Source organism: Bradyrhizobium sp. 4, from assembly GCF_023100905.1.
In the GTDB taxonomy this organism is placed as follows: Bacteria; Pseudomonadota; Alphaproteobacteria; order Rhizobiales; family Xanthobacteraceae; genus Bradyrhizobium.
The window spans coordinates 5297254-5323132 of the sequence record NZ_CP064686.1 but is presented as its reverse complement, the minus strand read 5'-3'; the positions used below and the strand labels follow the sequence as shown (position 1 = coordinate 5323132).

Annotated in this window: 21 protein-coding genes and 1 pseudogene; 13 read left to right on the top strand and 9 right to left on the bottom strand. The window is 64.3% G+C overall.

Going from position 1 to position 25879, the window contains the following annotated elements:
• The first annotated feature begins 9 nt into the window (after window positions 1-9).
• Window positions 10-1128 (top strand): cobalamin-independent methionine synthase II family protein, encoded by a 1119-nt coding sequence (locus IVB45_RS25360; RefSeq protein WP_247362679.1) that lies wholly within the window; start codon window positions 10-12, stop codon window positions 1126-1128.
• 131 nt (window positions 1129-1259) lie between these two features.
• Here IVB45_RS25360 and IVB45_RS25355 read toward each other — a convergent pair whose 3' ends face one another.
• Window positions 1260-2975: a caspase family protein gene (locus tag IVB45_RS25355; RefSeq protein WP_247362676.1), complete on the bottom strand. Its 1716-nt coding sequence runs from the start codon at window positions 2973-2975 to the stop codon at window positions 1260-1262.
• A 170-nt stretch (window positions 2976-3145) separates the two neighbouring features.
• On the opposite strand from IVB45_RS25355, the gene IVB45_RS25350 reads away from it, so the two are divergent.
• The 4 genes from IVB45_RS25350 (at window position 3146) to IVB45_RS25335 (ending at window position 8912) form a co-directional block, all read left to right on the top strand.
• On the top strand, window positions 3146-4501 hold the full coding sequence (locus IVB45_RS25350) for a hypothetical protein (RefSeq protein WP_027519010.1): 1356 nt from the start codon (window positions 3146-3148) through the stop codon (window positions 4499-4501).
• 61 nt (window positions 4502-4562) lie between these two features.
• Window positions 4563-5759 carry a methionine adenosyltransferase gene (gene metK / locus IVB45_RS25345; protein WP_247290184.1) on the top strand — a complete coding sequence of 399 codons (1197 nt, stop codon included), beginning with the start codon at window positions 4563-4565 and terminating at the stop codon, window positions 5757-5759.
• Window positions 5760-5870: 111 nt separating this feature from the next.
• Entirely contained in the window at window positions 5871-7292 is a 1422-nt protein-coding gene (gene ahcY, locus IVB45_RS25340; RefSeq protein ID WP_007601979.1) for an adenosylhomocysteinase, read from the top strand.
• A 159-nt stretch (window positions 7293-7451) separates the two neighbouring features.
• Window positions 7452-8912 (top strand): NAD(P)/FAD-dependent oxidoreductase, encoded by a 1461-nt coding sequence (locus IVB45_RS25335; RefSeq protein WP_247362674.1) that lies wholly within the window; start codon window positions 7452-7454, stop codon window positions 8910-8912.
• Window positions 8913-8931: 19 nt separating this feature from the next.
• On the opposite strand, the pseudogene IVB45_RS25330 reads toward IVB45_RS25335, so the two are convergent.
• Both IVB45_RS25330 and IVB45_RS25325 read right to left on the bottom strand, forming a co-directional pair.
• Window positions 8932-10165: pseudogene (locus IVB45_RS25330) on the bottom strand (YbfB/YjiJ family MFS transporter).
• A 29-nt stretch (window positions 10166-10194) separates the two neighbouring features.
• On the bottom strand, window positions 10195-10905 hold the full coding sequence (locus IVB45_RS25325; RefSeq protein ID WP_247362671.1) for an SDR family oxidoreductase: 711 nt from the start codon (window positions 10903-10905) through the stop codon (window positions 10195-10197).
• Between the two features lie 213 nt (window positions 10906-11118).
• Between IVB45_RS25325 and IVB45_RS25320 the strand changes: the two genes are divergently transcribed.
• Both IVB45_RS25320 and IVB45_RS25315 read left to right on the top strand, forming a co-directional pair.
• On the top strand, window positions 11119-12042 hold the full coding sequence (locus IVB45_RS25320; RefSeq protein WP_247362668.1) for a LysR family transcriptional regulator: 924 nt from the start codon (window positions 11119-11121) through the stop codon (window positions 12040-12042).
• Window positions 12043-12188: 146 nt separating this feature from the next.
• Window positions 12189-12344 (top strand): hypothetical protein, encoded by a 156-nt coding sequence (locus tag IVB45_RS25315; protein WP_247362664.1) that lies wholly within the window; start codon window positions 12189-12191, stop codon window positions 12342-12344.
• A gap of 20 nt (window positions 12345-12364) precedes the next feature.
• Here IVB45_RS25315 and IVB45_RS25310 read toward each other — a convergent pair whose 3' ends face one another.
• On the bottom strand, window positions 12365-12601 hold the full coding sequence (locus tag IVB45_RS25310; protein WP_247362661.1) for a hypothetical protein: 237 nt from the start codon (window positions 12599-12601) through the stop codon (window positions 12365-12367).
• A gap of 28 nt (window positions 12602-12629) precedes the next feature.
• Window positions 12630-13172, bottom strand: coding sequence for a hypothetical protein (locus IVB45_RS25305; protein WP_247362658.1), 543 nt, complete (start codon window positions 13170-13172; stop codon window positions 12630-12632).
• A gap of 131 nt (window positions 13173-13303) precedes the next feature.
• Between IVB45_RS25305 and IVB45_RS25300 the strand changes: the two genes are divergently transcribed.
• Complete coding sequence (locus IVB45_RS25300) at window positions 13304-13762, top strand: nuclear transport factor 2 family protein (RefSeq protein ID WP_247362817.1); 459 nt, start codon at window positions 13304-13306, stop codon at window positions 13760-13762.
• 77 nt (window positions 13763-13839) lie between these two features.
• Here IVB45_RS25300 and IVB45_RS25295 read toward each other — a convergent pair whose 3' ends face one another.
• The 3 genes from IVB45_RS25295 to galE all read right to left on the bottom strand — a co-directional run bounded on the left by IVB45_RS25295 (window position 13840) and on the right by galE (window position 17510).
• Window positions 13840-14541, bottom strand: coding sequence for a fumarylacetoacetate hydrolase family protein (locus tag IVB45_RS25295; RefSeq protein ID WP_247362656.1), 702 nt, complete (start codon window positions 14539-14541; stop codon window positions 13840-13842).
• Between the two features lie 35 nt (window positions 14542-14576).
• Window positions 14577-16379 (bottom strand): ABC transporter ATP-binding protein, encoded by a 1803-nt coding sequence (locus tag IVB45_RS25290; RefSeq protein WP_247362654.1) that lies wholly within the window; start codon window positions 16377-16379, stop codon window positions 14577-14579.
• Between the two features lie 117 nt (window positions 16380-16496).
• On the bottom strand, window positions 16497-17510 hold the full coding sequence (gene galE / locus IVB45_RS25285; protein WP_247290164.1) for a UDP-glucose 4-epimerase GalE: 1014 nt from the start codon (window positions 17508-17510) through the stop codon (window positions 16497-16499).
• A 125-nt stretch (window positions 17511-17635) separates the two neighbouring features.
• On the opposite strand from galE, the gene IVB45_RS25280 reads away from it, so the two are divergent.
• Window positions 17636-18673, top strand: a complete 1038-nt coding sequence (locus tag IVB45_RS25280) for a glycosyltransferase family 4 protein (RefSeq protein WP_247362652.1) — start codon at window positions 17636-17638, stop codon at window positions 18671-18673.
• Between the two features lie 180 nt (window positions 18674-18853).
• Here IVB45_RS25280 and waaF read toward each other — a convergent pair whose 3' ends face one another.
• Entirely contained in the window at window positions 18854-19924 is a 1071-nt protein-coding gene (gene waaF / locus IVB45_RS25275; RefSeq protein ID WP_247362651.1) for a lipopolysaccharide heptosyltransferase II, read from the bottom strand.
• A gap of 160 nt (window positions 19925-20084) precedes the next feature.
• Between waaF and rfaD the strand changes: the two genes are divergently transcribed.
• From rfaD to IVB45_RS25255, 4 genes are all read left to right on the top strand, one after another.
• Complete coding sequence (gene rfaD / locus IVB45_RS25270; protein ID WP_247362650.1) at window positions 20085-21065, top strand: ADP-glyceromanno-heptose 6-epimerase; 981 nt, start codon at window positions 20085-20087, stop codon at window positions 21063-21065.
• 11 nt (window positions 21066-21076) lie between these two features.
• Window positions 21077-22561 carry a D-glycero-beta-D-manno-heptose-7-phosphate kinase gene (rfaE1, locus tag IVB45_RS25265; protein ID WP_027566825.1) on the top strand — a complete coding sequence of 495 codons (1485 nt, stop codon included), beginning with the start codon at window positions 21077-21079 and terminating at the stop codon, window positions 22559-22561.
• Window positions 22558-23844 carry an O-antigen ligase family protein gene (locus IVB45_RS25260; protein ID WP_247362649.1) on the top strand — a complete coding sequence of 429 codons (1287 nt, stop codon included), beginning with the start codon at window positions 22558-22560 and terminating at the stop codon, window positions 23842-23844. The genes rfaE1 and IVB45_RS25260 overlap by 4 nt, the downstream gene beginning before the upstream one ends.
• A gap of 121 nt (window positions 23845-23965) precedes the next feature.
• A complete protein-coding gene (locus IVB45_RS25255; protein WP_247362648.1) occupies window positions 23966-25879 on the top strand; it encodes a nucleoside-diphosphate sugar epimerase/dehydratase in 1914 nt (637 codons plus the stop codon).

The window sequence follows — 25879 nt, the reverse complement described above, 5'->3', positions numbered from 1 at the left end:
GAGTAAGAAATGCAGCGAACCAAAGCCCCCTTCCGCGCCGACGAGGTCGGCAGCCTCCTGCGCCCCGCGAAGATCAAGGAAGCCCGCACCAGGCTGGAGAAGGGCGAGATCTCGGCCGACGATCTGCGCAAGATCGAGGACATGGAGATCGAGAAGGTCGTGCATAAGCAGGCCTCGCTCGGCCTGAAGCTCGCAACCGACGGCGAATTCCGCCGCTCCTGGTGGCATTTCGACTTCCTGGCCAAGCTCACCGGCTGCGAAATGTTCCACCCCGACACCGGCATCCAGTTCGCGGGCGTCGAGACGCGGCATGACGCGGTGCGGGTGATCGGCAAGCTCGATTTCCCCGATGACCATCCGATGCTGGATCACTTCCGCTTCCTGAAGAAGGTCGCCGACCAGGCCCACGTCACCGCGAAGATGACGATCCCGTCGCCGGCGGTGCTGCACTTCCGTGGCGGCCGCAAGGCGATCTCCAAGGACGTGTATCCCGATCTCGACGCCTTCTACGAAGACCTCGGCAAGACCTACCGCAAGGCCGTAAAGGCGTTCTATGACGCCGGCTGCCGCTATCTCCAGTTCGACGACACCGTGTGGGCCTATCTCTGCTCGCCGGACGAATTGCAGAAGGCGCGCGAGCGGGGCGACAATCCCGAGGGTCTCCAGCAGATCTATGCGCGCGTCATCAACTACGCGCTGGCGGAGAAGCCCGCCGACATGGTGGTGACGACGCATGTCTGCCGCGGCAATTTCCGTTCGACCTGGATTTCTTCAGGCGGCTACGAGCCGGTTGCCGAGACCATGCTCGCCGGCACCAATTACGACGGCTATTTCCTCGAATACGACAGCGACCGCGCGGGTGGCTTCGAGCCGCTGCGCTTCCTGCCCAAGGGCAACAAGGTCGTCGTGGTCGGCGTCATCACCTCGAAATTCGGTGAGCTCGAGAAGAGGGATGACATCAAGCGCCGTCTCGAGGAAGCCGCCAAGTTCGCCCCGCTGGAGCAGCTCGCACTATCGCCGCAGTGCGGTTTTGCGTCGACGGAGGAGGGCAACGTCCTCTCCGAAGAGGAACAGTGGGCCAAGCTCAGCCTCGCCGTGGAGATCGCGAAGGAAGTGTGGGGCCAATAGGGCTCCACTCGCTCACTGTCATTCCCCGCGCAGGCGGGGAATCCAGTACGCCGCGGCTCCTCGGATAATCGCTGACTTCTCGGCGTACTGGATCGCCCGGTCAAGCCGGGCGAGGGTGAGGCACACGCCCCTCACTTCTCCGCCAGATAAACCTCTCCCAGCAGCGACGAGTTCGACCACGGCACCTGCTTGCTCTTTGTGGTCGACACCACCTCCGCCCGCACACGTGTCAGCATCTGCTGCACTTCCAGGCCAGGCGTGCCGATGTGGCGGGAGAGGGCAGCGGAGAACGGCGAGTTGGCGCCTTCGCCGTCGAGCGCGACCTGGCCCGGCGCAGTGGCGAAAGCGATCAGCGTGCCGGCGCCGAGCGTCGCGCCGGCGCCCAGGCTCGTTGGGGCTGCGAGGCCCGAGGCAGCTTCGATGGCGCGGTTGGTGGCAGCTGATGCAACCTGCTGTGCCATCGGATTATTGCGGCAGGCATCGAAGATCAAAATGTTGGTGCGGACCTGGTCGTCGAGGCCGGCCATGATCGTATCCATGTCGATCATCGCGTCCGTCATCCTCGCGCCCGGCTTGAGCTCGACGTCGACGGGAATGAGATAGTTGCGACCCTCGACCTGCACGCCGTGGCCGGCATAGTAGACCACCACGATTTGCGCCCGCGCCGCCTCCCGCAAGAAGTCACGCGTCATCTTTTGCATCGCCGCGCGGTCGAGATCGACGCCTTCTGACACAGTGAAGCCGATGTTGCGCAGGCTCTTCGCAACGGCGCGCGCGTCATTGGGCGGATTGGGCAGTGCCTTGACATGCGCATAGGCGCCATTGCCGATGATCAGCGCCATGCGCGTGCCGCGCGCGGCCGGAGCAGGCGAGGGGGACGGCGCGGCACCCGTCTGCTGGGGAGCCGGTGCCTGTGCCTGCTCGGTCGGTGATGGCCCATCCCGCGGGATCGGCACGCTAGCGTCGGTGACCAGCGACAGCCGCACCTTTGCCGTGGCCTGATTGGCCTTGCTGCCGGCATCGGAAGCCGTGATTGCCAGCGTCGCCTTGTAGTCGTCCCTCGCGTGCGCGTAATCGCCTTTCGCCTCATAGGCCAGCGCGCGATGGGTGTAGCCCGAGATCAGCACGCTGTTCGGCGGCGTCATGATGTTGACGGGCGGCTTCTCTTTCGCGAGCCTAATCGCTTCGCTGCCGTCGGCAATCGCGCGATCGTAATCGCCTCTGACGCGCCAGATCGCGGTCCGGTTGATCAGCGGCTGCGGCAGTGTCGGGTCGAGCCGGATCGCCTGGTTGATGTCGGCCAGCGCGCCGTCGAGGTCGCCGAGCGCCTCCTTCGCGATGCCGCGGTTCTGGAACGAGAACGCCGATCTCGGGTCGGCTTTGATCGACATGTCGTAGTCGACGATCGCCTTGGCGTAGTCGCCCTTGCCGCGCCAGGCATTGCCGCGATTGTGGAATATGGTACCGCTCGGCGGGCCAAGCTTCAGCGCGTCGTCGAAATCGGCAATCGCGATTTCGTACTCGCCTCTGTCGTAGTAGGCCGATCCCCTGAGATTATAGACTGCCTGGCTCGGCTGGAGCCGGATCGCTTCCGTGGCGTCGGTGATGACCTTTGGGTATTCGCCCTTCTTGTTCCAGCCCACCGCGCGCCAGAAGTAGACCGTTGCGAGCTGCTCGCCTTTGAACACCTTCAGCGCGATGATCTTGCTGCAGGCGTCGATCATCTGGTCCGCCGGCGTGGTGTCGGTGGTGCAGAGCGGCCCAAGCTGGTTGCGCGCCTGCGAAAAAGCGGGCGCCGACCACAGCGTTGCGGCGAGCAGGCAAAGCGCGACGAGGAGGCGACGCATCGGTGGTCCCGTAGAGGAGAGGCGTCTGTTTGTTGCCCGGCAGGGGAAGGTGGTTCATGGCCTCGCTGTTGTGCACACGGCAACGGGGGCGGCTTTATCCCCTATTCCCTCAGTGGGCAGATTTTGCTAGGAGGCGCTACCCAATCCTTCTGCCCACTGCGTCCCACTTCATGAAGAATGACGAAATCCTGAGCCAAATCACCGAGTTCTGCCGCAAGGCCGACATGGCGGAATCGACGTTTGGCCGGCGCGCGGTGAACGATGGGAAGCTTGTGCATCGCCTGCGCGAGGGCAAGCGCATCACGATCGACACGCTGGACCGGATCCAGGCTTATATGGCCGCATCGATGGCCGGCGGCGTGCCTCCCCCGCGGGGACTTCAGGTGCCGCCGGAAAAGCGCGATCCTCGCGGCAATTTCCGCTTCTTCGAGAACCGCCAGAAATACCTGCTGTTCGTCCACACTTGCAGTGAGAAGCGGGTGGTCGCCGAGCGCGTGGCGCTGGAGCTTGCCAGCATCCATCCCCGGCCGCCGGCGCTGCGCGTGTTCGATGCCGGCGTTGGCGACGGCACGGTGCTGGCGCGCGTGCTGCGCGCGATGCACCAGCGCTTTCCGCACATGCCGTTCTATGTCGCCGGCAAGGAGCTCAGTCTCGAGGACCTCCGCCTGACGCTGGACAAGGTGCCGGATCGCATTTTCGAGCATCCGGCCTCGGTGTTCGTTTTTACCAACATGCTTTACGCGGAGGCGCCCTGGCTCACGCCGGCATCGCCCGCGGCGGCCGCCGCGACCGTCTGGCACGAGGTTCCCCTGCGGGGAGCTTCCTCGGGCGAGTTCGAGACGCAAATCGCGGAGTTGAAGCCGTTTTTGGAGCAGAACTGGCGCGCAGCGGTCAGCCCGCGCACGGGGATGCCGCTCTATGAGCGGCCTGTCGTGCTGGTGCTCTACCGTGAAGATCAGCGGTTTCTGCTCGATTCGACCATTCCACGGCCGGGCCAGGCCGAGGCCAATTTTGACCTCGTTATTGCATCCCAGCCATACCGCGCGCTGTCCTCGGTCAATTTCCGGGCAAAACGGATCATTGCGCCCCTGGCGCGGGCCTTGCGGGCAGGCGGCCGCCTGATCGGAATTCACTCCCACGGGCAGGATCCGGGCATGGAGATGATCCAGGCGATCTGGCCCGGAGAAAATCCTTTCTCGGTGAGCCGTCATGAGCTATTGCGCGCGGTGAAGTATGAGCTCGGCTCGGTGGGCCGCGACCTAAATTTTAATGCTTACGCAGATAACCGCTCGATCTTCAGGTATGATATGGAAGCGCTGCCCAACGAGGTGACAGGCACTATCGGAACCTCGACGGCCTTTGCAGCCTGGAATGCGGCGGTGTATGTCGCTCAGATTGAGGACGACCGGTTGACGGAAATGACTCAAAACGGCCGCACTCTGGATGCCGCCAGGGACGTGCTGCGAAAGTATAATGGGCTCTGGTTTCTCGACGAATCCTACGTCATCTCGCGCCGGCGTGATTGACATCATTCAAAGCTAAACATCGCAAACGCCCGCCAGCTAGCGGCGGAACAAGGGGTTACTGATGCGCGCGTCCTATCTCTTCACCAGCGAGTCCGTGTCCGAAGGCCATCCGGACAAGGTGTGCGACCGGATTTCCGACGAGATCGTCGATCTGTTCTACCGCGAAGGACCGAAAGCCGGCATCGATCCCTGGCAAATTCGCGCCGCCTGCGAAACGCTCGCGACCACCAACAAGGTCGTGATCGCCGGTGAGACCCGCGGTCCCGCATCCGTCACCAACGAGCAGATCGAAGGCGTCGTGCGCGCCGCGATCAAGGACATCGGCTACGAGCAGGAAGGTTTCCACTGGCAGAAGGCCGACATCGAGATCCTGCTGCATCCGCAGTCCGCCGACATCGCGCAGGGCGTGGATGCGCTGCAGCCGGGCGAAGTCAAGGAAGAGGGCGCGGGCGACCAGGGCATCATGTTCGGCTACGCCACCAACGAGACGCCGGATCTGATGCCGGCGCCGATCTTCTACGCCCACAAGATCCTCCGTCTCATCTCCGAAGCGCGCCACTCCGGCCGCGAGAAGGTGTTGGGCCCGGACTCCAAGAGCCAGGTCACCGTGCAGTACGAGAACGGCAAGCCGGTCGGCGTGCGCGAGATCGTGGTGTCGCATCAGCATCTGGTCGAGGACATCTCGTCCAAGCAGATTCGCGACATCGTCGAGCCCTATGTGCGCGAGGCGCTGCCGAAGGACTGGATCACGGCGAAGACCATCTGGCACATCAACCCGACCGGCAAGTTCTACATCGGCGGTCCCGACGGCGATTCCGGCCTGACCGGCCGCAAGATCATCGTCGACACCTATGGTGGTGCGGCTCCGCACGGTGGCGGCGCGTTCTCCGGCAAGGATCCGACCAAGGTCGACCGCTCGGCCGCCTATGCGGCCCGCTATGTCGCCAAGAACATCGTCGCGGCCGGTCTTGCGGATCGCTGCACATTGCAGCTCGCCTACGCCATCGGCGTGGCGCGTCCGCTGTCGATCTACATCGACACCCACGGCACCGGTAAGGTGTCGGAGGATCAGCTCGAGAAGGCCGCCGCCAAGGCGATGGATCTCACCCCGCGTGGCATCCGCAGCCATCTCGATCTCAACCGCCCGATCTACGCGCGCACCTCCGCCTATGGCCATTTCGGCCGTACCCCCGACAACGAGGGCGGCTTCTCCTGGGAGAAGACCGATCTCGTTGAAGCGCTCAAGCGCGCGGTCTGATTCCCGGGACGCCGCCACGGCGGCGAACCCGGTTCTTCCATCGTATCGAGATTCCGGGTTCGCCTCTCCAGGGCGGCCCGGAATGACCAATTCAACAACAGGACGCCCGCAATGAACGCGAAGCCCGGCTTCACCGATTACATCGTCAAGGACATTTCGCTCGCCGATTTCGGCCGCAAGGAGCTCTCCCTCGCCGAGACCGAGATGCCCGGCCTGATGGCCACCCGCGAAGAGTATGGCCCGAAGCAGCCGCTGAAGGGCGCGCGCATCGCCGGCTCGCTGCACATGACAATCCAGACCGGCGTGCTGATCGAGACGCTGGCCGCGCTCGGCGCCGACATCCGCTGGGTCTCCTGCAACATCTATTCGACGCAGGATCACGCTGCGGCGGCGATCGCAGCCGCCGGCATTCCGGTGTTCGCCGTCAAGGGTGAGAGCCTTACCGAATACTGGGACTACACCGCCAAGCTGTTCGACTGGCACGGCGGCGGTCACCCGAACATGATCCTCGACGACGGCGGCGACGCCACCATGTACGTCCATCTCGGTCTGCGCGCCGAGAACGGCGACACCAAGTTCCTGGACAAGCCGGGTTCGGAAGAAGAGGAAGTCTTCTTCGCGCTTCTGAAGAAGCAGCTCAAGGAGAAGCCGAAGGGCTACTTCGCCGAGATCGCCAAGAGCATCAAGGGCGTTTCCGAAGAGACCACCACGGGCGTGCATCGTCTCTATGACATGCAGAAGGCGGGCACGCTGCTGTGGCCGGCCATCAACGTCAACGACAGCGTCACCAAGTCGAAGTTCGACAACCTCTATGGCTGCCGTGAATCGCTGGTCGACGGCATCCGCCGCGGCACCGACGTGATGATGTCGGGCAAGGTTGCGATGGTCGCGGGCTTCGGCGACGTCGGCAAGGGTTCGGCCGCCTCGCTGCGCCAGGCCGGCTGCCGCGTCATGGTCTCCGAAGTCGATCCGATCTGCGCGCTGCAGGCGGCGATGGAAGGCTATGAAGTCGTGACCATGGAAGACGCCGCGCCCCGTGCCGACATCTTCGTCACCGCGACCGGCAACAAGGACATCATCACGATCGAGCACATGCGCGCGATGAAGGATCGCGCCATCGTCTGCAACATCGGTCACTTCGACAACGAGATCCAGATCGCGGGTCTGCGTAACCTGAAATGGACCAACATCAAGCCGCAGGTCGACGAGATCGAATTCCCCGACAAGCACCGCATCATCATGCTGTCGGAAGGCCGCCTCGTGAATCTCGGCAATGCGATGGGCCATCCGTCCTTCGTGATGTCGGCCTCCTTCACCAACCAGACGCTGGCGCAGATCGAGCTCTTCGCCAACAACAAGGACGGCAAGTACAAGAAGGAAGTCTACGTGCTGCCGAAGTCGCTCGACGAAAAGGTCGCGCGCCTGCACCTCGCCAAGATCGGCGTCAAGCTCACCGAGCTGCGCAAGGACCAGGCCGACTACATCGGCGTCAAGCAGGAAGGTCCGTACAAGTCGGACCATTATCGGTACTGATCCGCTGATCGTATCTATTTTCGACGCAAAGCCCCGGAGCGATCCGGGGCTTTGTTGTCTTGAGCGCGACGAACGCGTCTCTTCGCGGTTGTGTCAGGGCCGATTGCCAGTTGACGAGCGATGATCCCGGTCAGACAATTCCTGGCGGCGGAGGAAACAATGGCTCAAGACCATTTCGACGTGCTGATCGTCGGTGCCGGCCTGTCCGGTGTTGGCGCGGGCTATCATCTCCAGACCAAATGTCCGGGCAAGAGCTACGTCATCCTCGAGGGACGCGACTGCATCGGCGGCACCTGGGATCTATTTCGCTATCCCGGCGTCCGCTCCGACAGCGACATGTTCACGCTCGGCTATTCCTTCAAGCCGTGGACCGATCCGAAGGCGATCGCCGACGGCGCGCAAATCCTCAACTACGTTCGCGAAACCGCGGTCGAGAACGGCATCGAGAAGCACATCCGCTTCCACCATCGTGTCAAGCGTGCGGCGTGGTCGACGAGTGAGGCGCGCTGGACCGTCGAGGCCGAGCGCATCACCGGCGAGGACGCCACCGAAACCGTGCGCTTTACCTGCAATTTCCTGTTCATGTGCTCGGGCTATTACAAATACGAGGCCGGATACACGCCGGAGTTTCCGGGCGTCTCGGATTTCGCCGGCAGCATCGTGCATCCGCAGAAATGGACCGACGACATCGACTGCGCGGGCAAACGCGTCGTCGTGATCGGCTCGGGCGCGACCGCGGTGACGCTGGTGCCGGAGCTCGCCAAGACGGCCGCGCAGGTCACCATGCTCCAGCGCTCACCGACCTATGTGGTGTCGCGGCCGGCGCAGGATCCCGTCGCCAACAAATTGCGGCGCAATCTGCCGACGCGGCTTGCCTATCATCTGATCCGCTGGCGCAACGTGATGTGGGGGATGTTCTTCTTCCAGCTCAGTCGGCGCCGCCCTGCGAAGGTGAAGGAGCTGGTTCTCAAGGGCGTGCAGATGGCGCTCGGCCCCGACTACGACGTCACGACCCATTTCACGCCGCGCTACAATCCGTGGGACCAGCGGCTCTGCCTCGTGCCGGATGGCGACCTGTTCAAGGCGATTCGCGAGCAGCGCGCCTCCGTGGTGACCAAAGAGATCGACATGTTTACCCATGGCGGTATCCGCCTGAAGGACGGCAGCGAGCTTGCGGCGGACATCATCGTGACCGCGACGGGACTGGTGCTCCAGGTCGTCGGCGGTCTCGACATCAGTGTCGACGGCCGCACCGTCGATTTCGCCAATACGCTGACCTACAAAGGCATGATGTATGCCGACGTGCCCAACATGGCCTCCGCCTTCGGCTACACCAACGCATCATGGACACTGAAATGCGACCTCACCTGCGAATATGTCTGCCGCCTGATCAACTACATGGACCGGCACAATTTCCGGCAGTGCATGCCGCACAATGACGATCCCTCGATTACCGCGCAGCCGTCGCTCGACTTCACCTCGGGTTATGTGCTGCGCTCGGTCGCAAAGATGCCGAAGCAAGGCTCGAAGCAGCCGTGGCGGCTCTACCAGAACTACGCGCTCGACATCGTCTCCTTGCGGTTCGGCCGGATCGACGACGGCGTGATGCAATATTCCTGATCGCGACGACCTCGGCGTTCTAAGCCTTACGGGTGGTAAGCGGCAGGGCAAAATCAATCGCGAGTGCGAGCACCACGGCGCCACCGCCCAGCGCGAACAGGACGAGATAATCGCCGCCGGTCTGCGCGTAGATCCAGGAGAAGCCGTAGGCCGCGGCCGCCTGGAACAGCGCAAAGCTGGTCGTGGCATGGCTCCACGTCCTGCGCTGCTGCTCGGCAGAATGGGGGACCAGCTCATGGATACGTCCGAGCACGAGCGGTACGATGCCGGGTGTGAAGCCGCCGACCACCACGCTCGACACGATCAGCGAGAGAGGCGCGGTACTGACGGTCGGGAGCAACACGGCGGCCGCTTCGATCAGGAAGGCGGCGCGTAGCGCGGGTCCAAACCCGGCGCGATCGCCGAGGTGACCGGTGACCAGGGGGCCGACGATTGCGCCAAGGCCGTAGAGCACCCAGTAGTGCGATCCCGCGGCAATACCCTGGCCGAGGCCGCGCGCGACGAAATCGACGATGAAGACCATGTGCGGCACCAGCGCCACCGCGTTGAGGCCGTATTGGACGAGCAAGCCGCGAACAGCGGGCGAAGCGTGCTTCGCCCGCTGCGATGACACGGTATCGGTCTTGGCCTCGGCAGGCCAGTTCCACCAGCTCACCAGCGTGAGCGTGCCCGAGACCACGCCAAGACCATACCAACTCTGTTGCAAGCCTTGCTGCAGCAATAGCGGCACCAGCGTGCCCGATGCGGCGACACCGAGCCCGACACCGGCAAAGATCACGCCGCCGACCATGCCGCGCTTTGCGGCCGAGGTATGGGGCAGAATGACGGAGGCCGCCAGTACCATGATGATTCCGCCGGTGAGCCCCGACAGGAAGCGCCAGGCGAAGAACCAGGTGAACGACACCGGGGTTGAGCTGGCAAAAAAGGAGAGGGTCGCGAGCAACATCATCGCCCGCAAGGTGCGAACGGCGCCGATGCGCGCGGCCGCGGTCCGCGCCGCGAGCGCGCCGGCGAGATAGCCGGCCAGGTTCGCTGCACCGAGATAGACGACGTCGGACGCGCCGAACCATTTTGCGGCGATCAGGGCCGGGATCAGCGGCGTATAGGAAAAGCGCGAGGCCGAGTCCGACCAGCGATGCTGACAATCCGGCTACCGCATATCGCCAGGTTTGCTGTGAAGAAATCTCTGATGTCGAACCCGACCGCAGATGCGGTCGGGGATGAACTTGCTGCTTGGCATCTGCGTCTGTCATGTCGTCCTCGTGCGCGCGAAGGCTAGCGTTCAGTGGCCGGCGCTCTGGCCGCCGTCGACATGCAGGATTTCGCCGGTGACGAAGGAGGCGCCCTCGAGATAGAGCACGGCATCGACGATGTCGGACATCTCGCCCATATGGCCGACGGGATGCAGCCCATCGAGCTGGGCGTGCGTCGCGACGGGATGCATCGGCGACTTGATGATGCCGGGCGACACCGCGTTCACGCGGATACCGCGCTTGGCATATTCGATCGCGAGCGACTTGGTCGCGGCGCTCAACCCGCCCTTGCTCAGCGAGGCCAGCACCGAGGGCACGTTCGAATTGGCCCGGTCGACCAGCGTGGTTGTGATCTGGACGACGTGCCCGGACCCCTGCTTCTCCATCTCGGCGATGGCAAGCTGCGTGACGTGGAAGAAGCCCGCGACGTTGGTGCCCATCACCGCCGCATAGTCCTCCGCCGTGTACTGCGTGAACGGCTTTGCGACGAAGATGCCGGCGTTGTTGACCAGCGAGTCGACGCGGCCGAAGCGGGCGACGGCTTGCGAGACCACCCGCTCGGCGGTGTTCCGGTCGGCGATGTCGCCGGCAATGGCGAGGACATCGTCATCGCCCGACGGCTTGATGGAGCGCGCTGTCGCGACGACGCGATAGTTTCGATCGCGAAAACCCTGGACTAGGGCCGCACCGATGCCCTGCGAGGCACCGGTGATGATGGCAACCTTCTGTTCGATACCCATGATGGGCTCCCGTTGTTGGCTTTCAGAACCTGCGCCAGCAGCGGCTGGCTTGGCGGGTGAAGTACGCCGTGTTGGGCCGGCTGCGAATACGCGCTGCCCGGCAGACACTCTTTCGCCGCGCGAACGAATGCCGGACCGGCGCCGCGGGTGGTTGTCGCAGCGGGAGCGAACGCCTAGCTTCCAGTGTGACCTCGATGGGCTGGCGGGAAACGTATGGATCGTCTGGATGCGATGAAGGTGTTTGTCCTTGCGGTGGACGAGGGCAGCCTTGCCGCTGCGGGCCGCAAGCTCAGCCGTTCGCCGGCGGCGGTGAGCCGCGCCATTGCTTTCCTGGAGCAGCGGGTCGGTGCCGAGCTGCTGCACCGGACCACACGCTCCATCAAGCTGAGCGAGGAGGGCGAGCGCTATGTCGCGGTCTGCAGGCGCGTGCTCACCGAATTGGAGGAGGCTGACGACATCGCGGCCGGGCCGCGCACGGCGCCCCGCGGCTTGCTCACGATCACTGCCCCGGTGGTGTCAGGTGAGATGGTGCTGCGGCCGATCCTCGATGCGTTTCTCGATGCCTATCCGACCGTGTCGGCAAAACTCCTGCTGTTCGATCGCGCGGTCAATCTGATCGAGGAGGGGGTCGACGTCGCGCTCCGCATCGGCCATCTCGCGGATTCAGCGATGGTCGCGATGCGGGTCGGCGAGATCAGCCGCGTCGTGGTGGCATCACCACGCTATCTGAAGCAGCACCCGCGCATCACCGAGCCAGGCGATCTCGCCAAGCACCAGATCGTCGCGATGGCCCACCTTCCCAATTCGTGGACCTTTGCGCCGCAGGTCGGCTCGTCGGCTGCCCGCACGGTGCAGTTCACGCCGCGGCTCGTCGTCAACAGCACCTATGCGGCGGTGGCCTCGGCCGTCGCCGGCCGCGGTGTGGCGCGAATGTATTCGTACCAGGTGGGTGAGCAGGTCGCGCGCGGCGAGCTCGAGATCGTGCTGTCCGGCGACGAGGATCCCGAGATGCCCGCGCATTTGATCTGTCCGCAGGGCCGGCTCTCGGTGCCGAAGGTGCGGACCTTCACGGACTTTGCGGTGCCACGGCTGAAGAAGCAGTTTGCACAGCTCAAGAACAGCATCACTGCGCGGTGAGCCGCTGCGCGCACGGGCAATGCGTTGTTTTGCGTATACGGCCGCTAGGCTGAATCAGCCATGCTGCCCGAACGGTTAACGTCGGATTAACCGCGGAGTCCTAGCCTGTCTCGGCCGGGGTTACTTGCAAGGCCGAGGTGAGCCCAATGGAAGCCCAGAGAATCGCGGTCGACGCCGTCGTCGCGTTGACCGATTGCGACCGCGACGCCGTCATTGCGTTCATCCGCCGCCTGTATCTCGCCGGCGTCACCGACCCCAAGCGCCTGATGTTCAAGGGTCTCCAGGCCCTGTCACGGGCGTGACTAGGGCCGCGTACAATCAATTACTGGACGGTCGGATCGTTGATCCGGATTGACGTGACACGGTCCGCCTGCACTTCGAATGAGAAGGGCCATGGGTGATAGGTCCAGAGCTCGGTCATCTCCAGCCCGCTCGGCCCGACATGGAAGGGGCCGCCGAACTGCGCCATCAGCTTCTCGGTGCTGTCGCCGAGATTGATGTGGTTGAAGCTGTAGCCCGGGGGCGGGTGCCGGCCCGCTGACCTGAAGCGCGGCCTCATCGTGCTGTCGGCGCTGCGATGACCGCGTCTAGTGATGGTGCTTGTGTCCTTCGGAGCTATCGGGGCGTTGGTAACCTCGCAGCTCCGCGTATCGCTGCATCTGGTTCTGATCGAGCAAGGCGGTCGTCGACAGATGATATTTGAGGTGGCTTTCGCGGAGCAAGGCCTGGGTTTCCGCAATGGCAACGAGGGTCGCCTTGAGTGACTCCGATGTCGCGACGCGGGCAGAGAAGAGCCGGTCCAACTCCGTTTCCTGCTCGACCAGCTTGTTACCCAGCGGGACCGCCTCTTGCTTCATGGCCTCGAACAGGCGCTGAACCCGGATGCGCTGATCCGCGGTCAAGTCAAGCCGGTCACCGAACTCAAGAACATGGCTCGGACCGGGATATCCATTGAGTTCGGCGGCAAGCGCCAGGCCCATGCCACGTCCAGCTCGAAGATCGTCGATCTGCTGGTGCGACAGCGCCTTGATGGGGCGCTGCTCAAGGCCGGCATAGGGCTGACCGGATTGCGCGCTGGCAACGTTGCACGAGACGATAAGCGTGGCCGCAAGCAGGAGAAGGCGTCTCATGAGTCTGGCTCCATGAAATCGGCCCGGTTCGTCGATCGATCTCCACCGGTGCTCTCCACATATCTTGCTGGACGGTTCGCCTCATGGCAACAAAGATTGCCGCGATTGAGTTGCCGAACATGGAGCAGGCGATGGCCTCCTTGCCGACCGCGAATGCCGAGATCACGCAGTTCTTTCGCCAATGGCTGGAGACCTTTGCAGGTTATGTCCGCGAGGTCGACTATGCTTCGGCGCGGCCGCTCTTCCATCCGGATGTGCTGGCCTTCGGCACGCACAACGACGTCATTCCCGGCCTCGACCAATGGGTCACCACGCAATGGGATAACGTCTGGCCCAAGACGGCCGACTTCCGTTTCGTCATCGACCAGGCCTCGATCCTGGCATCGTCTGATGGCACGATGGCGACCGTGATCGTACCGTGGACGAGCACAGGCTATCATCCCGACGGCAGCGCGTTTCCGCGCCCCGGCCGGGCCACGATGGTGTTTTCAAGACGTGGCGATGGTTGGCTGTGCGTGCATTCCCACATGTCGCTCAATCGGGGTGTGCCGCAGGCAAGCCACGCCGATCGGCCGGTGAAGGCTTGGTAGATCGGCATCGTCCGCCAGCGAAATGCAAAAGGCCCCGGACATGTCCGAGGCCTTCTTAGTTCGAGCCGCCGTGAGCCTTACTCGGGTTGGCCGATCGAGACCTTCAGCGTGCCGACGCCGTCGACGCCGCATTCGAGCTTGTCGCCGGGCTGGAGCTGCGACACGCCGGCCGGCGTGCCCGTCATGATGATGTCGCCGGCGGCGAGCTTCACCTGCTGCGAGAGCTGCCAGATGATCTCGGGCACGTTCCAGATCAGCTCGGTGAGATCGCCTTTCTGCGCTTCCTTGCCGTTGACCGTGAGCCAGATCTTGCCCTTGGCGGGATGGCCGATCTTCGATGCCGGCTGCACCGCGGAGCAGGGCGCCGAATAGTCGAACGACTTGCCGATCTCCCACGGACGCTCCTTCTTGCGCGAGGCGATCTGGAGGTCGCGGCGGGTCAAGTCGATGCCGACGGCATAGCCGTAGACATGGTCGAGCGCCTTGTCGGCGGGAATGTTGAGGCCGCCGCTCTTCATCGCGACGATCAGCTCGACCTCGTGATGCAAATCCTTGGTCAGCGGCGGATAGGGAATGGTGGCGCCGTCGGGCACCAGCATGTCGGCGTGCTTGGCGAAGAAGAACGGCGGGGCGCGCTCGTCGTTGCCCATCTCGCGGATGTGCTCGAGATAGTTGCGGCCGACGCACCAGATGCGGCGCACGGGATATAGGCCGCTTTCCCCGACGACGGGAAGCGAAGCCTGGGTCGGAAGCGGGATGACGTAGGAGGCGGCGTTCATGGTGCGATCTCGCTGCTCTTGAGGTGAAGGGAACTCTATGCGGTTGCGCTGATCGGCGCCAGAGCGCCGGCTTCGTGATGCTGCAAGCGGAAGAACGAGGCGTAGCGCCCGCCGCGCCGGAGCAGCTCGTCATGCCGGCCCTGCTCGACGATCTCGCCACCCTCGACCACCAGGATCGCATCGGCGTGCATGATGGTGTGCAGGCGATGCGCGATCACGATCGTGGTGCGGTTCTGGCAGAGATGCTCGATCGCCTCCTGCACCTGCCGTTCGGATTCCGAATCGAGCGCGGCGGTGGCTTCGTCGAGCAGGATGATCGGCGCGTTCTTGATCAGCGCGCGCGCGACTGCGATGCGCTGCCGCTGGCCGCCGGACAGCTGCGTGCCGTGTTCGCCGACGGGCGTGTCGTAGCCGAGCGGGAAGCCCATGATGAAATCATGCGCGCAGGCTGCTTTCGCAGCATCGATGATTTGTTCTTCGGTCGCGCCCGCGCGGCCGAAGGCGATGTTGTTGCGGATGGTGTCGCGGAACAGATAGACGTCCTGGCCGACATAGGCGGTCTGAGCCCGCAGCGATTTTCGCGAGACGGCGCCGATCGACTGGCCGTCGATCACGATGTCGCCTTGCGTCACCTCGTGGAAGCGCAGCAGCAACCCCAGCACGGTCGATTTGCCGCCGCCGGAGGGGCCGACCAGCGCGGTGACCTTGCCGGGCTCGGCAACAAAGCTCATGCGATTGAGGACGGTCTCACCGTTGCGATAGGAGAAGCTGACGTCGCGCAGCTCGATGCGTGCGTTCGAGAGTTTCAGCGCCGGCTTGTCGTCGTCGGAGTGTTCGCTCGCGGGGCTGTCGACGACTTCGAGCAGCATGCGGGCGCCGACGAGCTGGCTGTTGAGGTCGATGTTGAGCCGCGCCAGCCGCTTGGCCGGCTCGGTCGCCATCAGGAACGCCGTCATGAACGAAAAGAACGCGCCGGGCGTGGCGTTGAGCGCGACCACGCTATAGCCGCCATAGAGCAGGCAGCCGGCGACTGCGAAGCCGCCGAGCATCTCCATCAGCGGATTGGAGCGATTGGCGACGCGGGCCATCTTGTTGGCGTTGCGCTCGACGATCGCGATATTCTCGTCGATGCGGTTCTGCATGGTGTCTTCGAGCGTGAACGCTTTCACCGTGCGGATGCCCTGCAGCGATTCCTGCATCGTCTCCAGGATGTCGGCGGTGCCGGTGAACTGGTTGTAGGCGAGCCCCTTGATGCGCTTGACCAGCTTGCGCAGCACCAGCATCGCCGGCGGCACGGCGACGAGGCCGATGAACGACATCACCGGATCCTGCCACACCATCACGCCGATCATGGCGAGCAGCATCATGAGGTCGCGCCCGACCGCATTCACCAGCATGTTGAGGACGTCGGTGATGGACTTTGCGCCGGCCGTCAGCCGCGCCAGAAATTCCGACGAATGCCGCTCGGAGAAGAATCCGACGCTCTCGCGCATCAGCTTGGCGAACAGCTGGCGCTGGTTGGTGGCGAGGATGGCGTTGGAGATCTTGGTCAGGATCACCATGTGGCCGTAGGTCGCCACGCCCTTGATGAAGAGCAGGATCACGGTGATGCCCGAGAACATCGCGATGCCCGGGATGTTCTTGTCGACATAGGCCTGGTTGATGACCTGGCCGAGCACGTAGGTCGCGCCCGCGGTCGATCCGGCGGCAAGCGCCATCAGCGCGAAGGCGACGAGGTAGCGCCGCCAGTAGATGATCCCCTGTTCCGTGACCAGGCGGCGAATCAGCACCGCAGCCGCATAGGGATCGTCGGTGATTTTCTTTGGAAACTGAGCCATCCGCAGTCCATTGACGGCACAGGAAAAGCCTGCCCGCGCGTCAGGGATCGAATGGCCTCTGTGCCCGCTAAGCCAGCGCTTTTCAAGCCCAATTAAGGGCTTGCGCTGGAATGGAATCTAGGCCGAGGCGGCGTGGCGGAGCTCGCCGTGACGCTCGCGGAACAGCTTGTCCTCCCAGGCCAGCGCATGGGCCGCGATGGTCTCGAGGTCGTCGTATTGCGGCTTCCAGTCGAGCAGGCCGCGGATACGGCTGGTGTCGGCGACCATGGTCATGATGTCGCCGGGCCGGCGCGGGGCGTATTGCACGGCGAAGCTGCGGCCCGAGACACGGCGTACCGCGTCGATGGTCTCCAGCACCGAATAGCCGCGGCCATAGCCGCAATTGAGCGTCGTCGAGGCGCCGCCGTTGCGCAAATAGGCGAGCGCCGAGCGATGCGCCTGCGACAGGTCCGTGACGTGGATGAAGTCGCGGATGCAGCTGCCGTCCTGGGTCGGATAGTCGGTGCCGAACACGTCGATCTTGGCGCGCTGGCCGGTGGCGGCTTCCACCGCGATCTTGAGCAGGTGCGTGGCGCCGGCGGTGGCAAGACCGATGCGTGCCTGCGGATCGGCACCCGCAACGTTGAAATAGCGCAGGGTCACGTATTGCATGCCGTAGGCGGCGGCGACGTCGTGCAGCATGATCTCGGTCATCAGCTTCGACGAACCGTAGGGCGACAGCGGCCGTGTCGGCGCATGCTCGGGCACCGGCACCTGGTCCGGATCGCCGTAGACCGCCGCGGTCGAGGAGAAGATGAAGCGGTCGATGCCGCGCTTGACCGCGACGTTGAGCAGGTTGCGCGCGGTCGTGAAATTGTTGCGGTAATAGCCGAGCGGATCGCGCATCGAATCCGGCACGACCACCGAGCCCGCGAAATGGATGATGCTTTCGATGTTGTGCTGGGCGATCACGCCTTCGAGCAGGTTCTCGTCGCCGGCATCGCCAATGAACAGCGGCACGCCTTCGGGCAGATAGGCCGAGAAACCGGTGGAGAGATCGTCGATCACGACGACGTCCTCGCCGGCTTCCGCCAGCGCCAGAACCGTGTGGCTTCCGATATAGCCGGCACCGCCGGTGACAAGCACAGTCATGATCTCACCCGTCTTCGATCAACGCTCCAAGCTAACGTTTACGTGGTGAAGAGGGGGTATCGGCGCGGCTGAACTGGTCACTATGCTTAATGTTGCGTATAGGGACTTTCGAAACGGAGCGTGACGTGGCGAATTCCCCAAGCGATCTCGAAGTGATCGTGCCAAATCTGCACAGGCGCTATTCCGGGGTCACTGCGACCAACCGGATGGTGGCGCCGCGGCTGGCAAAGCTGTTTCGCGCCGCATGGTTCGGCTCCGACGCGCCGGAGGGGATCGCGCGCCTGAACGGTGCCGATCTCCTGAGATTGTGGCGCCGCAAGGCGCCGGTGATCTGGCACGCGCGCCGCAACAACGAGATGATCGCGGGCGTGCTGTTGCGCGCGCTCGGCTGGCCGCTGAAGCTGGTCTTCACCTCGGCGGCGCAACGCCATCATAGCTGGATCACGCGCTGGCTGATCCGGCGCATGGACGCAATTATCGCGACATCGGATCTTTCGGCCTCGTTCCTGAAAGTGAAGGCGACGGTGATCCCACACGGCGTCGACACCGCTGTCTACGCGCCGCCGCTCGACCGCACCGCCGCCTTCGCGGAAACCGCGCTGCCGGGCCGCTACGCGATCGGCTGCTTCGGCCGCGTGCGCGCCCAGAAGGGCACCGATGTGTTCGTCGATGCGATGTGCCGCCTGCTGCCGCGCTATCCGGATTTCACCGCTGTTATCGTCGGCCAGGTCACACCCGAGCAAGCCGCTTTTGCAAACGACCTGAAGAAACGGATCGAGGCCGCCGGTCTGCAATCGCGCATCGTCATCACTGGCGAGCTGCCGATCGAAGATGTGCAGCGCTGGTATCAGCGGCTGACCATCTACGCCTTCACTTCGCGCAACGAAGGTTTTGGCTTGACGTTGATCGAGGCGATGGCGGCCGGCAGCGCGCTGGTCGCCGCGCGCGCCGGCGCGGCCGAACTGGTGGTGGAGGATGGCGTGACCGGCGTGCTGGTCCCGACCGGTGATGTGGATGCGCTGGTCGCAGCGCTGGAGCCGCTGATGCGCGATGTGGCTGCCGCAACCGCGATGAGCGAACGCGGGCGGGCGCGGGTGCTCGAACGGTTCAGCCTCGATGCCGAGGCAGCGCGGATCGGCGAGGTGTATCGGCCGCTGCTCTGAGCCGCTGTGGTAGCGGCATCAAAAACAAAAACCGCGAAAACAACCCCACGCACAGTAGCCGGGGACAATGAAATCAATGGCTTGGCGGTGGGTTGATGGTCTGCGGATTTTACGAATTCAGTTTGACTCGTCGGGCAAAACACCGGCATGATGTCATCATCGGCGCAGCCTCGACGGCCTTCACGTCGAAGCCCTTGACCCCACCTCACCCAGCACCCGCTGCGCAATCTCCACCACCTCGCTCGCCGCGATATCTCGCATGCAGCGGTGGTCGTTCATCTTGCAGATCGTGCTCTGGCAGGGTTGGCAGGAGAGCACGCTCTTGTCCTGCACCACGGTCGCGGCGAGGCCGTTGAGGGGGGCCCAGAGGTAGGGGCTGGTCGGACCGAAAATACCCATGGTCGGCGTGCCCAGGGCGGCTGCGATGTGCATCAGGCCGGAATCGTTGGAGATCGCAACGCCGGCCGCGGCCATGGCCAGCACGCCGTTGCGCAGATCGTTGCCGGTAAGGTCTCGCACCCCGGCGCCGCCCCCCGCGACGATCTCCTGGGCCAGGCCCTTTTCCCCGGGGCCGCCGACCACCCAGACCTCGAGGCCGCGCTCGGCGAGCAGGCGGGCGGCTTCCGGATAGTAGGTCCAGCGTTTTGACACCCCGACCGAGCCGGGCGCGAGCGCTACGGCGGCGCCGGCGCTGAGGTCATTGGCCTGCCGCCAGCGGACGATGTCCACGGCCGGGACCCGCAATTGCGGCACCGGCCATTCCGCCGGCAAGGGGGCGCCATCGGGCTGGGCGAGGGCGGCGTTCTTGTCGATGAAGCGAGGCAGTTTCTTTTCGCCCCAGCGCCAGCGATTGAGCAGGCCGAACCGGAACTCGCCGACGAAGCCGACCCTTTCCGGAATCCCCGCCAAAGCGGGCGCAATGGCGGCCTTCCAGGTCCGGGGTAGCACCAGGGCGGTGCCATAGTTTCGCTCGCGCAGGAGCTTCGCCAGGCCGAACTGCCGCCCCACGGCGAGCCGACCGCGCGGCAGGTCCCACACGATTCCTTGGCGCACGCCGGGCATGTAATCGACCAGGGGCGCGCACAGGGACGTCGTGAGCAGATCGACCGGCCGGTTCGGCCAGCGCTCGTTCAGGACCCGCACGACGGTGTGATTCCGGACGAAATCGCCGATCCACATGTAGGGGACGATCAGGATCGGGCGCGTGTCGCTCCGATCTGCCTCTCCACTAAGTTGTGAATATTGGTTCATTCGTTAATAAAGCCCGGGGTGCGCTGATGTGGCGGTTCGGTTAGCCGCTCCGGGCCGGCAGGTAAAGCCGGCAAAGCGGCCATCCCAAAACCGCTTACACTTTGGAGGATCATGCGCTAGGGCAAGATCGGGTCGCAAAACATCGGGCAGGCTAGGTGAAATGTTGCTGGTGACCGGCGGGGCCGGTTTTATCGGATCGAATGTCGTCGCCGCGCTGAACGAGGCCGGCCGCAGCGACGTCGTCGTCTGCGATTTCCTTGGCACCGAGGGCAAATGGCGCAATCTCGCCAAGCGGCAGCTTGTGGATATCGTGCCGCCGGCTGAGCTGCCGGACTGGCTGAAGGGCCGCAAGCTCGATGCCGTGATCCATCTCGGGGCGATATCCGCGACCACGGCGACCGACGGCGACCTGGTGTTCGAGACCAACTTCCGCCTGTCGATGCGCCTCCTGGACTGGTGCACGGCAAATGCGGTGCCGTTGATCTATGCCTCCTCGGCGGCGACCTATGGCGACGGCGAGGCTGGATTTGACGACGATGCTTCGATCGCTGCGTTGAAGAAACTGCGGCCTATGAACCTCTACGGCTGGAGCAAGCACCTGTTCGATCTCGCCGTCGCCGAGCGCGCCGCGAAGGGCGAGAAGCTGCCGCCGCAATGGGCCGGACTGAAATTCTTCAACGTTTTCGGCCCCAACGAATACCACAAGGGCTCGATGATGAGCGTGCTGGCGCGGCGCTTCGACGACGTCAAAGCGGGCCGCGTCGTGCAATTGTTCAAGTCGCATCGCGAGGGCATCACGGACGGCGACCAGCGCCGCGATTTCATCTATGTCGACGACGTCGTGCGCGTGATCATGTGGCTGCTGGCAACGCCCTCGGTGTCCGGCATCTTCAACGTCGGCACCGGCAAGGCACGCAGCTTCAAGGATTTGATGCTGGCAGCTTATGCTGCGCTCGGCGCAAGTCCCAACATCGAATACATCGACATGCCCGAGCAGATCCGCGGCAGCTACCAGTATTTCACGCAGAGCGAGGTCGATCGCCTCCACCGCGCCGGCTATAATGGTGGTTTCACCACGCTCGAGGACGCGGTGAAGGCCTATGTCGGGGATTATCTCGACCGGCCCGACCGCTTCCGCTGAGGCCCATCACCATGCCGACGCCCATTCTCGATTTCGATGCCCTCGCGCAAGCCATCTCGGGCCGCACGGTCCTGTGCATCGGCGACATCATGCTGGACGAGTTCGTCTATGGCGAGGTGTCGCGGATCTCGCCGGAAGCGCCGGCGCCGGTCATCGCGGCACAGCGCAGCGAGATCCATATCGGCGGTGCCGGCAACGTCGCGCGCAACGTCGCCGCGCTCGGCGCGCGCTGCATCTTCGTCGGCCTCGTCGGCGAGGACGATGCGGGCAGGCAGCTCGCCTCGACGCTTGCGGAGCAGGGCGCAATCGAAAGCGTGCTGGTGTGCGATCCCTCGCGTCCGACCACGCGAAAGGTCCGTTTCGTCTCCGAGCATTTTTCCACGCACATGCTGCGTGCGGATTGGGAGCAGGCACAGCCTGCTTCCGATACGATCGAGACCAAGCTGATCGAGGCGATCCTGCCGCAGATCGCGCGCGCCGACATCGTCTTGCTGTCCGACTACGCCAAGGGGGTGCTGACCGCCCGCGTCATCCGCCACACCATCGACGCCGCGCGAAAACTCGGCAAGCCCGTGATCGTCGATCCCAAAAGCCTGAACTGGGCGATCTATCGCGGCGCGACGCTGCTCACGCCCAATCGCAAGGAATTTTCGGAAGCGACCCGAAGCCGCGCCGACACGCCGCAGAGCATCGTCGATGCCAGCGAGGACGTGATGCGGCTCGCCGATTGCGAAGCGATCCTGGTCACCCAAGGCGAGCACGGCATGACGCTGGTGCCGCGCAACGGCGAGGCTGTTCACGTTCCGGCGTTCCCGGTCAAGGTGCGCGACGTCTCCGGCGCCGGCGACACCGTTGCCGCGGCGCTCGCGGTGTCGCTCGCCACGGGCGCGGACTGGGACACGGCGCTACGCATGGCCAGTGCCGCGGCCGCCGTCGCCGTCGGCAAGCAGGGCACCGCAAGCGTGAGTGCGGCCGAGCTGAAGCGAAAGATATTGCCGCATGCCTATCTCGCGGCCGAGGAGAAGATCGTGCTCGAGCCCGGGGCGCTCGACGCGCAGCTCGCGGAATGGAAGAAGCAAGGCCAGCGCGTCGGCTTCACCAATGGCTGCTTCGACATCCTGCATCCCGGCCACGTCAAGGTGCTGACAGCGGCGCGCTCCGCCTGCGACCGCCTGATCGTGGGGCTGAACAGCGACGCTTCGGTACGGCGGCTGAAGGGCGCCGATCGCCCCGTTCAGGACGAGCGAGCGCGTGCGGAAGTGCTGGCGGCGCTCGAAGCCGTCGATCTCGTCGTTATTTTCGATGAGGATACGCCGATCGACCTGATCACCCGCATCAAGCCGAGTGCGCTGATCAAGGGGGGCGATTACACCCGCGAGCAGGTCGTCGGCCATGAGGTCGTCGAGGCCGCGGGCGGGACGGTGGTGCTGGTCGACATTCTCCAGGGTTTCAGCACGACCGCGCTGGTTCATCGCGCGCGGGGAGAGGGCAAGTGACGACGCTCACCGGGGAGACGACCGGCCAGGTACTGTGGCGGCGTCTGCGCAGTCCGGCGGCCTGGTCCGAGACGGTCGATCTGTTCGCGATCCTGACTGCGGCCTCGCTGCCATGGTCGACGTCGCTTGCGGCGATATTCAATGTCCTGATGCTGCTCTGCATGGTGCCGTTCCTCGACGTCCGTGAGTTCCTGCAATCGCTCAAGCGTCCGATCTGTGCGGCGCCGATTGCGCTGGTCCTGCTCGCGCTGGTCGGGACGCTGTGGTCGGACGCGGCCTGGGGCGCGCGCTTCTACGCGGTCAATCCGACCGTCAAGCTGCTGGTGCTGCCGGTCCTGCTCTATCATTTTGCGCGCTCGCCGCGCGGACATTGGGTGTTCGTCGCCTTCCTGGTGTCCTGCGCGCTGCTGTCGGTGATGTCCTGGCTGGTCGCCTTCTACCCCGACCTCGCGCTCAAATCCGACCGCGTCGAGCGCGGCATCTTCGTCAAGAACTACATCGACCAGAGCCAGGAGTTTGCGCTCTGCGCGGTCGCGCTAGCCTATCCGATCGTGCAGTTGCTGCGTCAGAAGCGCTACTGGATCGCAGGGCTGCTCACGGCGCTTGCGCTCGCCTTCTTCGTCAATATGGCCTTCGTGGTGGTGTCGCGCACTGCGCTTGTCACCATTCCGGTCCTGTTCGGCGTGTTTGCGTTGCTTCATCTGAGATGGCGCAGCATCGCGATCATCTCCGCGGCCCTGCTCGTGGGCGCGGTTCTCGCCTGGCAGGCCTCGCCGCAATTGCGCAAGACCGCCGACAGCTTTGCCAGCGACTACACACGCTATGTCGAACAAGGCGCGGCGACCTCGGCCGGGTTGCGGCTCGAATTCTGGCGAAAATCCCTCGGTTTCTTCGCGGAGGCGCCGGTCAAGGGGCACGGCACCGGCTCGACGCGTGGATTGTTCGAGCGGGCCGCGACGCCCGGCGATCAGAACCTTGCGTCCGCCGAGGTGATCGGCAACCCGCATAACCAGACTCTGAACGTGGCCGTGCAATGGGGCTTCATCGGCGTCGCCGTTCTCTACGCCATCTGGATCCTGCATCTGCTGTTGTTTCGCGGCGACGGGCTCGCAAACTGGGTCGGCCTCCTGGTCGTGGTCCAGAACGTCTTCACCTCGCTGTTCAACTCCCATCTGTTCGACTTCCACGAGGGCTGGATGTACGTCATCGGTGTCGGCGTTGCCGGCGGCATGGTGATCCGGGCCCAGCAGGCCGAGGCGAAGGCGACAGCAGCCGGTTCCTGAACGGCCGCGGATCGCAAAGCTTGACCGGCAAACCTTGACCGGCAAGCCTTGACTGGCATGTCCGGCCGAGATGGGTTATCAGCGCGATCAGGTTGCATTTAACTGGATTTTCGGTCAGCGGATGACGCGTCTTTCGCATCTCACCTTGCGCAATTTCATGATCGCGCTCCACGACCTGCTCGCGACCACGGCGGCGTTGTTCGCCGCCTTCTATCTGCGCTTCGAGGGTGGCGACGGCTTCTTCGATCGCCTGCCGCTGCTGATCCAGATCCTGCCCTATTTCCTCGCCTTCAGCGTGGTCGTGTTCTTCGTCTTCAACCTGACCACGACGAAATGGCGCTTCATCTCGCTGCCCGACGCGCTGAACATCATCCGCGTCGCGACCGTGCTGACGGTTGCACTCCTGGTGCTCGACTACATCTTCGTCGCCCCCAACGTTCGCGGCGCCTTCTTCCTCGGCAAGGTGACCATCGTCCTCTACTGGTTCCTCGAGATCTCCTTCCTCAGCGCGTTGCGCATGGCCTACCGCTATTTCCGCTATACGCGGGTTCGGCGTCACGCCCGCACCGGAGATGCCGCGCCGACACTGCTGATCGGCCGCGCCGCGGACGCCGAGGTGCTGTTGCGCGGAATCGAGAGCGGGGCGATCAAGCACATCTGGCCGGTCGGTGTGCTCTCGCCGTCGAGTTCCGATCGCGGCCAGTCCATCCGCAACGTCCCTGTCCTGGGCGGCGTCGACGACATCGAGGATGTCGTCGCCGACTTCACCAAGCGCGGCAAGGGGATCGCGCGCGTCGTGATGACGCCGACGGCATTCGAGCCGGAGGCCCATCCCGAATCGATCCTGATGCGGGCGCGCAAGCTCGGCGTGATCGTGAGCCGCATGCCCTCGCTCGAGAGTGGCGATACGCCACGGCTCACGGCCGTCGCCGTCGAGGACCTGCTGCTGCGGCCGAGCGAAGAGATCGACTATGCGCGGCTCGAGGCCCTGATCGAGGGCAAGGCGGTCATCGTCACCGGCGGGGGCGGCTCGATCGGTTCCGAGATCTGCGAACGTGTCGTCGCGTTCGGCGCCGCGCGCCTTCTGATCGTGGAAAATTCGGAGCCCGCGCTCTACGCAATCACGGAAACGCTCGCGGCGCTCGGCACCGCTGCTTCGATCGAAGGGCGGATCGCCGACATCCGCGACCGTGAGCGCATCATGCGCCTGATGGCCGAGTTCAAGCCGGACATCGTGTTCCATGCCGCCGCGCTCAAGCATGTGCCGATCCTCGAGCGCGACTGGAGCGAGGGCGTCAAGACCAACATCTTCGGCTCGATCAACGTTGCCGATGCCGCGCACAGTGCCGGCGCCGAAGCCATGGTGATGATCTCGACCGACAAGGCGATCGAGCCGGTGTCGATGCTCGGCCTGACCAAGCGCTTCGCCGAGATGTATTGCCAGGCGCTCGACCATGATCTTGCGGCGGGTCACGGCGGCGCCAGGCGGTCGATGCGGCTGATCTCGGTTCGGTTCGGCAACGTGCTGGCGTCGAACGGCTCGGTGGTGCCGAAGTTCAAGGCCCAGATCGATGCCGGCGGTCCCGTGACGGTCACGCATCCCGACATGGTCCGCTACTTCATGACCATCCGCGAAGCCTGCGATCTCGTCATCACGGCGGCAACGCATGCGCTGGGAACGCAGCGTTCGGACGTGTCGGTCTACGTGCTCAACATGGGCCAGCCGGTGAAGATCGTCGATCTCGCCGAGCGCATGATCCGTCTCTCGGGCCTGCAGCCCGGCTACGACATCGAAATCGTGTTCACGGGCATGCGGCCCGGCGAACGCCTGCACGAAATCCTGTTCGCCTCCGAGGAGCCGACCCGCGAGATCGGCGTCGCCGGCATCATGGCCGCGCAGCCGAACGAGCCGCCGATGCAGACGCTGCGCAAATGGATTGCGGCGCTGGAGCAGGCGATCGCGCGCGACGATCGGGCCACCATCAGGACCATTCTGAAGGACGCGGTTCCGGAATTCGGGTCGACCGCGGCCTGA

What these genes read in the sequence shown, in the direction of transcription:
- IVB45_RS25360 (WP_247362679.1), top strand. Translation starts at nt 10, where the DNA reads ATGCAGCGAACCAAAGCCCCCTTCCGCGCCGACGAGGTCGGCAGCCTC.
- IVB45_RS25335 (WP_247362674.1), top strand. Translation starts at nt 7,452, where the DNA reads ATGGCTCAAGACCATTTCGACGTGCTGATCGTCGGTGCCGGCCTGTCC.
- IVB45_RS25295 (WP_247362656.1), bottom strand. Translation starts at nt 14,541, where the DNA reads ATGAACGCCGCCTCCTACGTCATCCCGCTTCCGACCCAGGCTTCGCTT.
- IVB45_RS25325 (WP_247362671.1), bottom strand. Translation starts at nt 10,905, where the DNA reads ATGGGTATCGAACAGAAGGTTGCCATCATCACCGGTGCCTCGCAGGGC.
- IVB45_RS25300 (WP_247362817.1), top strand. Translation starts at nt 13,304, where the DNA reads ATGGCCTCCTTGCCGACCGCGAATGCCGAGATCACGCAGTTCTTTCGC.
- IVB45_RS25350 (WP_027519010.1), top strand. Translation starts at nt 3,146, where the DNA reads ATGAAGAATGACGAAATCCTGAGCCAAATCACCGAGTTCTGCCGCAAG.
- IVB45_RS25290 (WP_247362654.1), bottom strand. Translation starts at nt 16,379, where the DNA reads ATGGCTCAGTTTCCAAAGAAAATCACCGACGATCCCTATGCGGCTGCG.
- IVB45_RS25255 (WP_247362648.1), top strand. Translation starts at nt 23,966, where the DNA reads ATGACGCGTCTTTCGCATCTCACCTTGCGCAATTTCATGATCGCGCTC.
- metK (WP_247290184.1), top strand. Translation starts at nt 4,563, where the DNA reads ATGCGCGCGTCCTATCTCTTCACCAGCGAGTCCGTGTCCGAAGGCCAT.
- galE (WP_247290164.1), bottom strand. Translation starts at nt 17,510, where the DNA reads ATGACTGTGCTTGTCACCGGCGGTGCCGGCTATATCGGAAGCCACACG.
- ahcY (WP_007601979.1), top strand. Translation starts at nt 5,871, where the DNA reads ATGAACGCGAAGCCCGGCTTCACCGATTACATCGTCAAGGACATTTCG.
- rfaE1 (WP_027566825.1), top strand. Translation starts at nt 21,077, where the DNA reads ATGCCGACGCCCATTCTCGATTTCGATGCCCTCGCGCAAGCCATCTCG.
- rfaD (WP_247362650.1), top strand. Translation starts at nt 20,085, where the DNA reads ATGTTGCTGGTGACCGGCGGGGCCGGTTTTATCGGATCGAATGTCGTC.
- IVB45_RS25310 (WP_247362661.1), bottom strand. Translation starts at nt 12,601, where the DNA reads ATGAGGCCGCGCTTCAGGTCAGCGGGCCGGCACCCGCCCCCGGGCTAC.
- IVB45_RS25355 (WP_247362676.1), bottom strand. Translation starts at nt 2,975, where the DNA reads ATGCGTCGCCTCCTCGTCGCGCTTTGCCTGCTCGCCGCAACGCTGTGG.
- IVB45_RS25315 (WP_247362664.1), top strand. Translation starts at nt 12,189, where the DNA reads ATGGAAGCCCAGAGAATCGCGGTCGACGCCGTCGTCGCGTTGACCGAT.
- IVB45_RS25320 (WP_247362668.1), top strand. Translation starts at nt 11,119, where the DNA reads ATGGATCGTCTGGATGCGATGAAGGTGTTTGTCCTTGCGGTGGACGAG.
- IVB45_RS25305 (WP_247362658.1), bottom strand. Translation starts at nt 13,172, where the DNA reads ATGAGACGCCTTCTCCTGCTTGCGGCCACGCTTATCGTCTCGTGCAAC.
- waaF (WP_247362651.1), bottom strand. Translation starts at nt 19,924, where the DNA reads ATGAACCAATATTCACAACTTAGTGGAGAGGCAGATCGGAGCGACACG.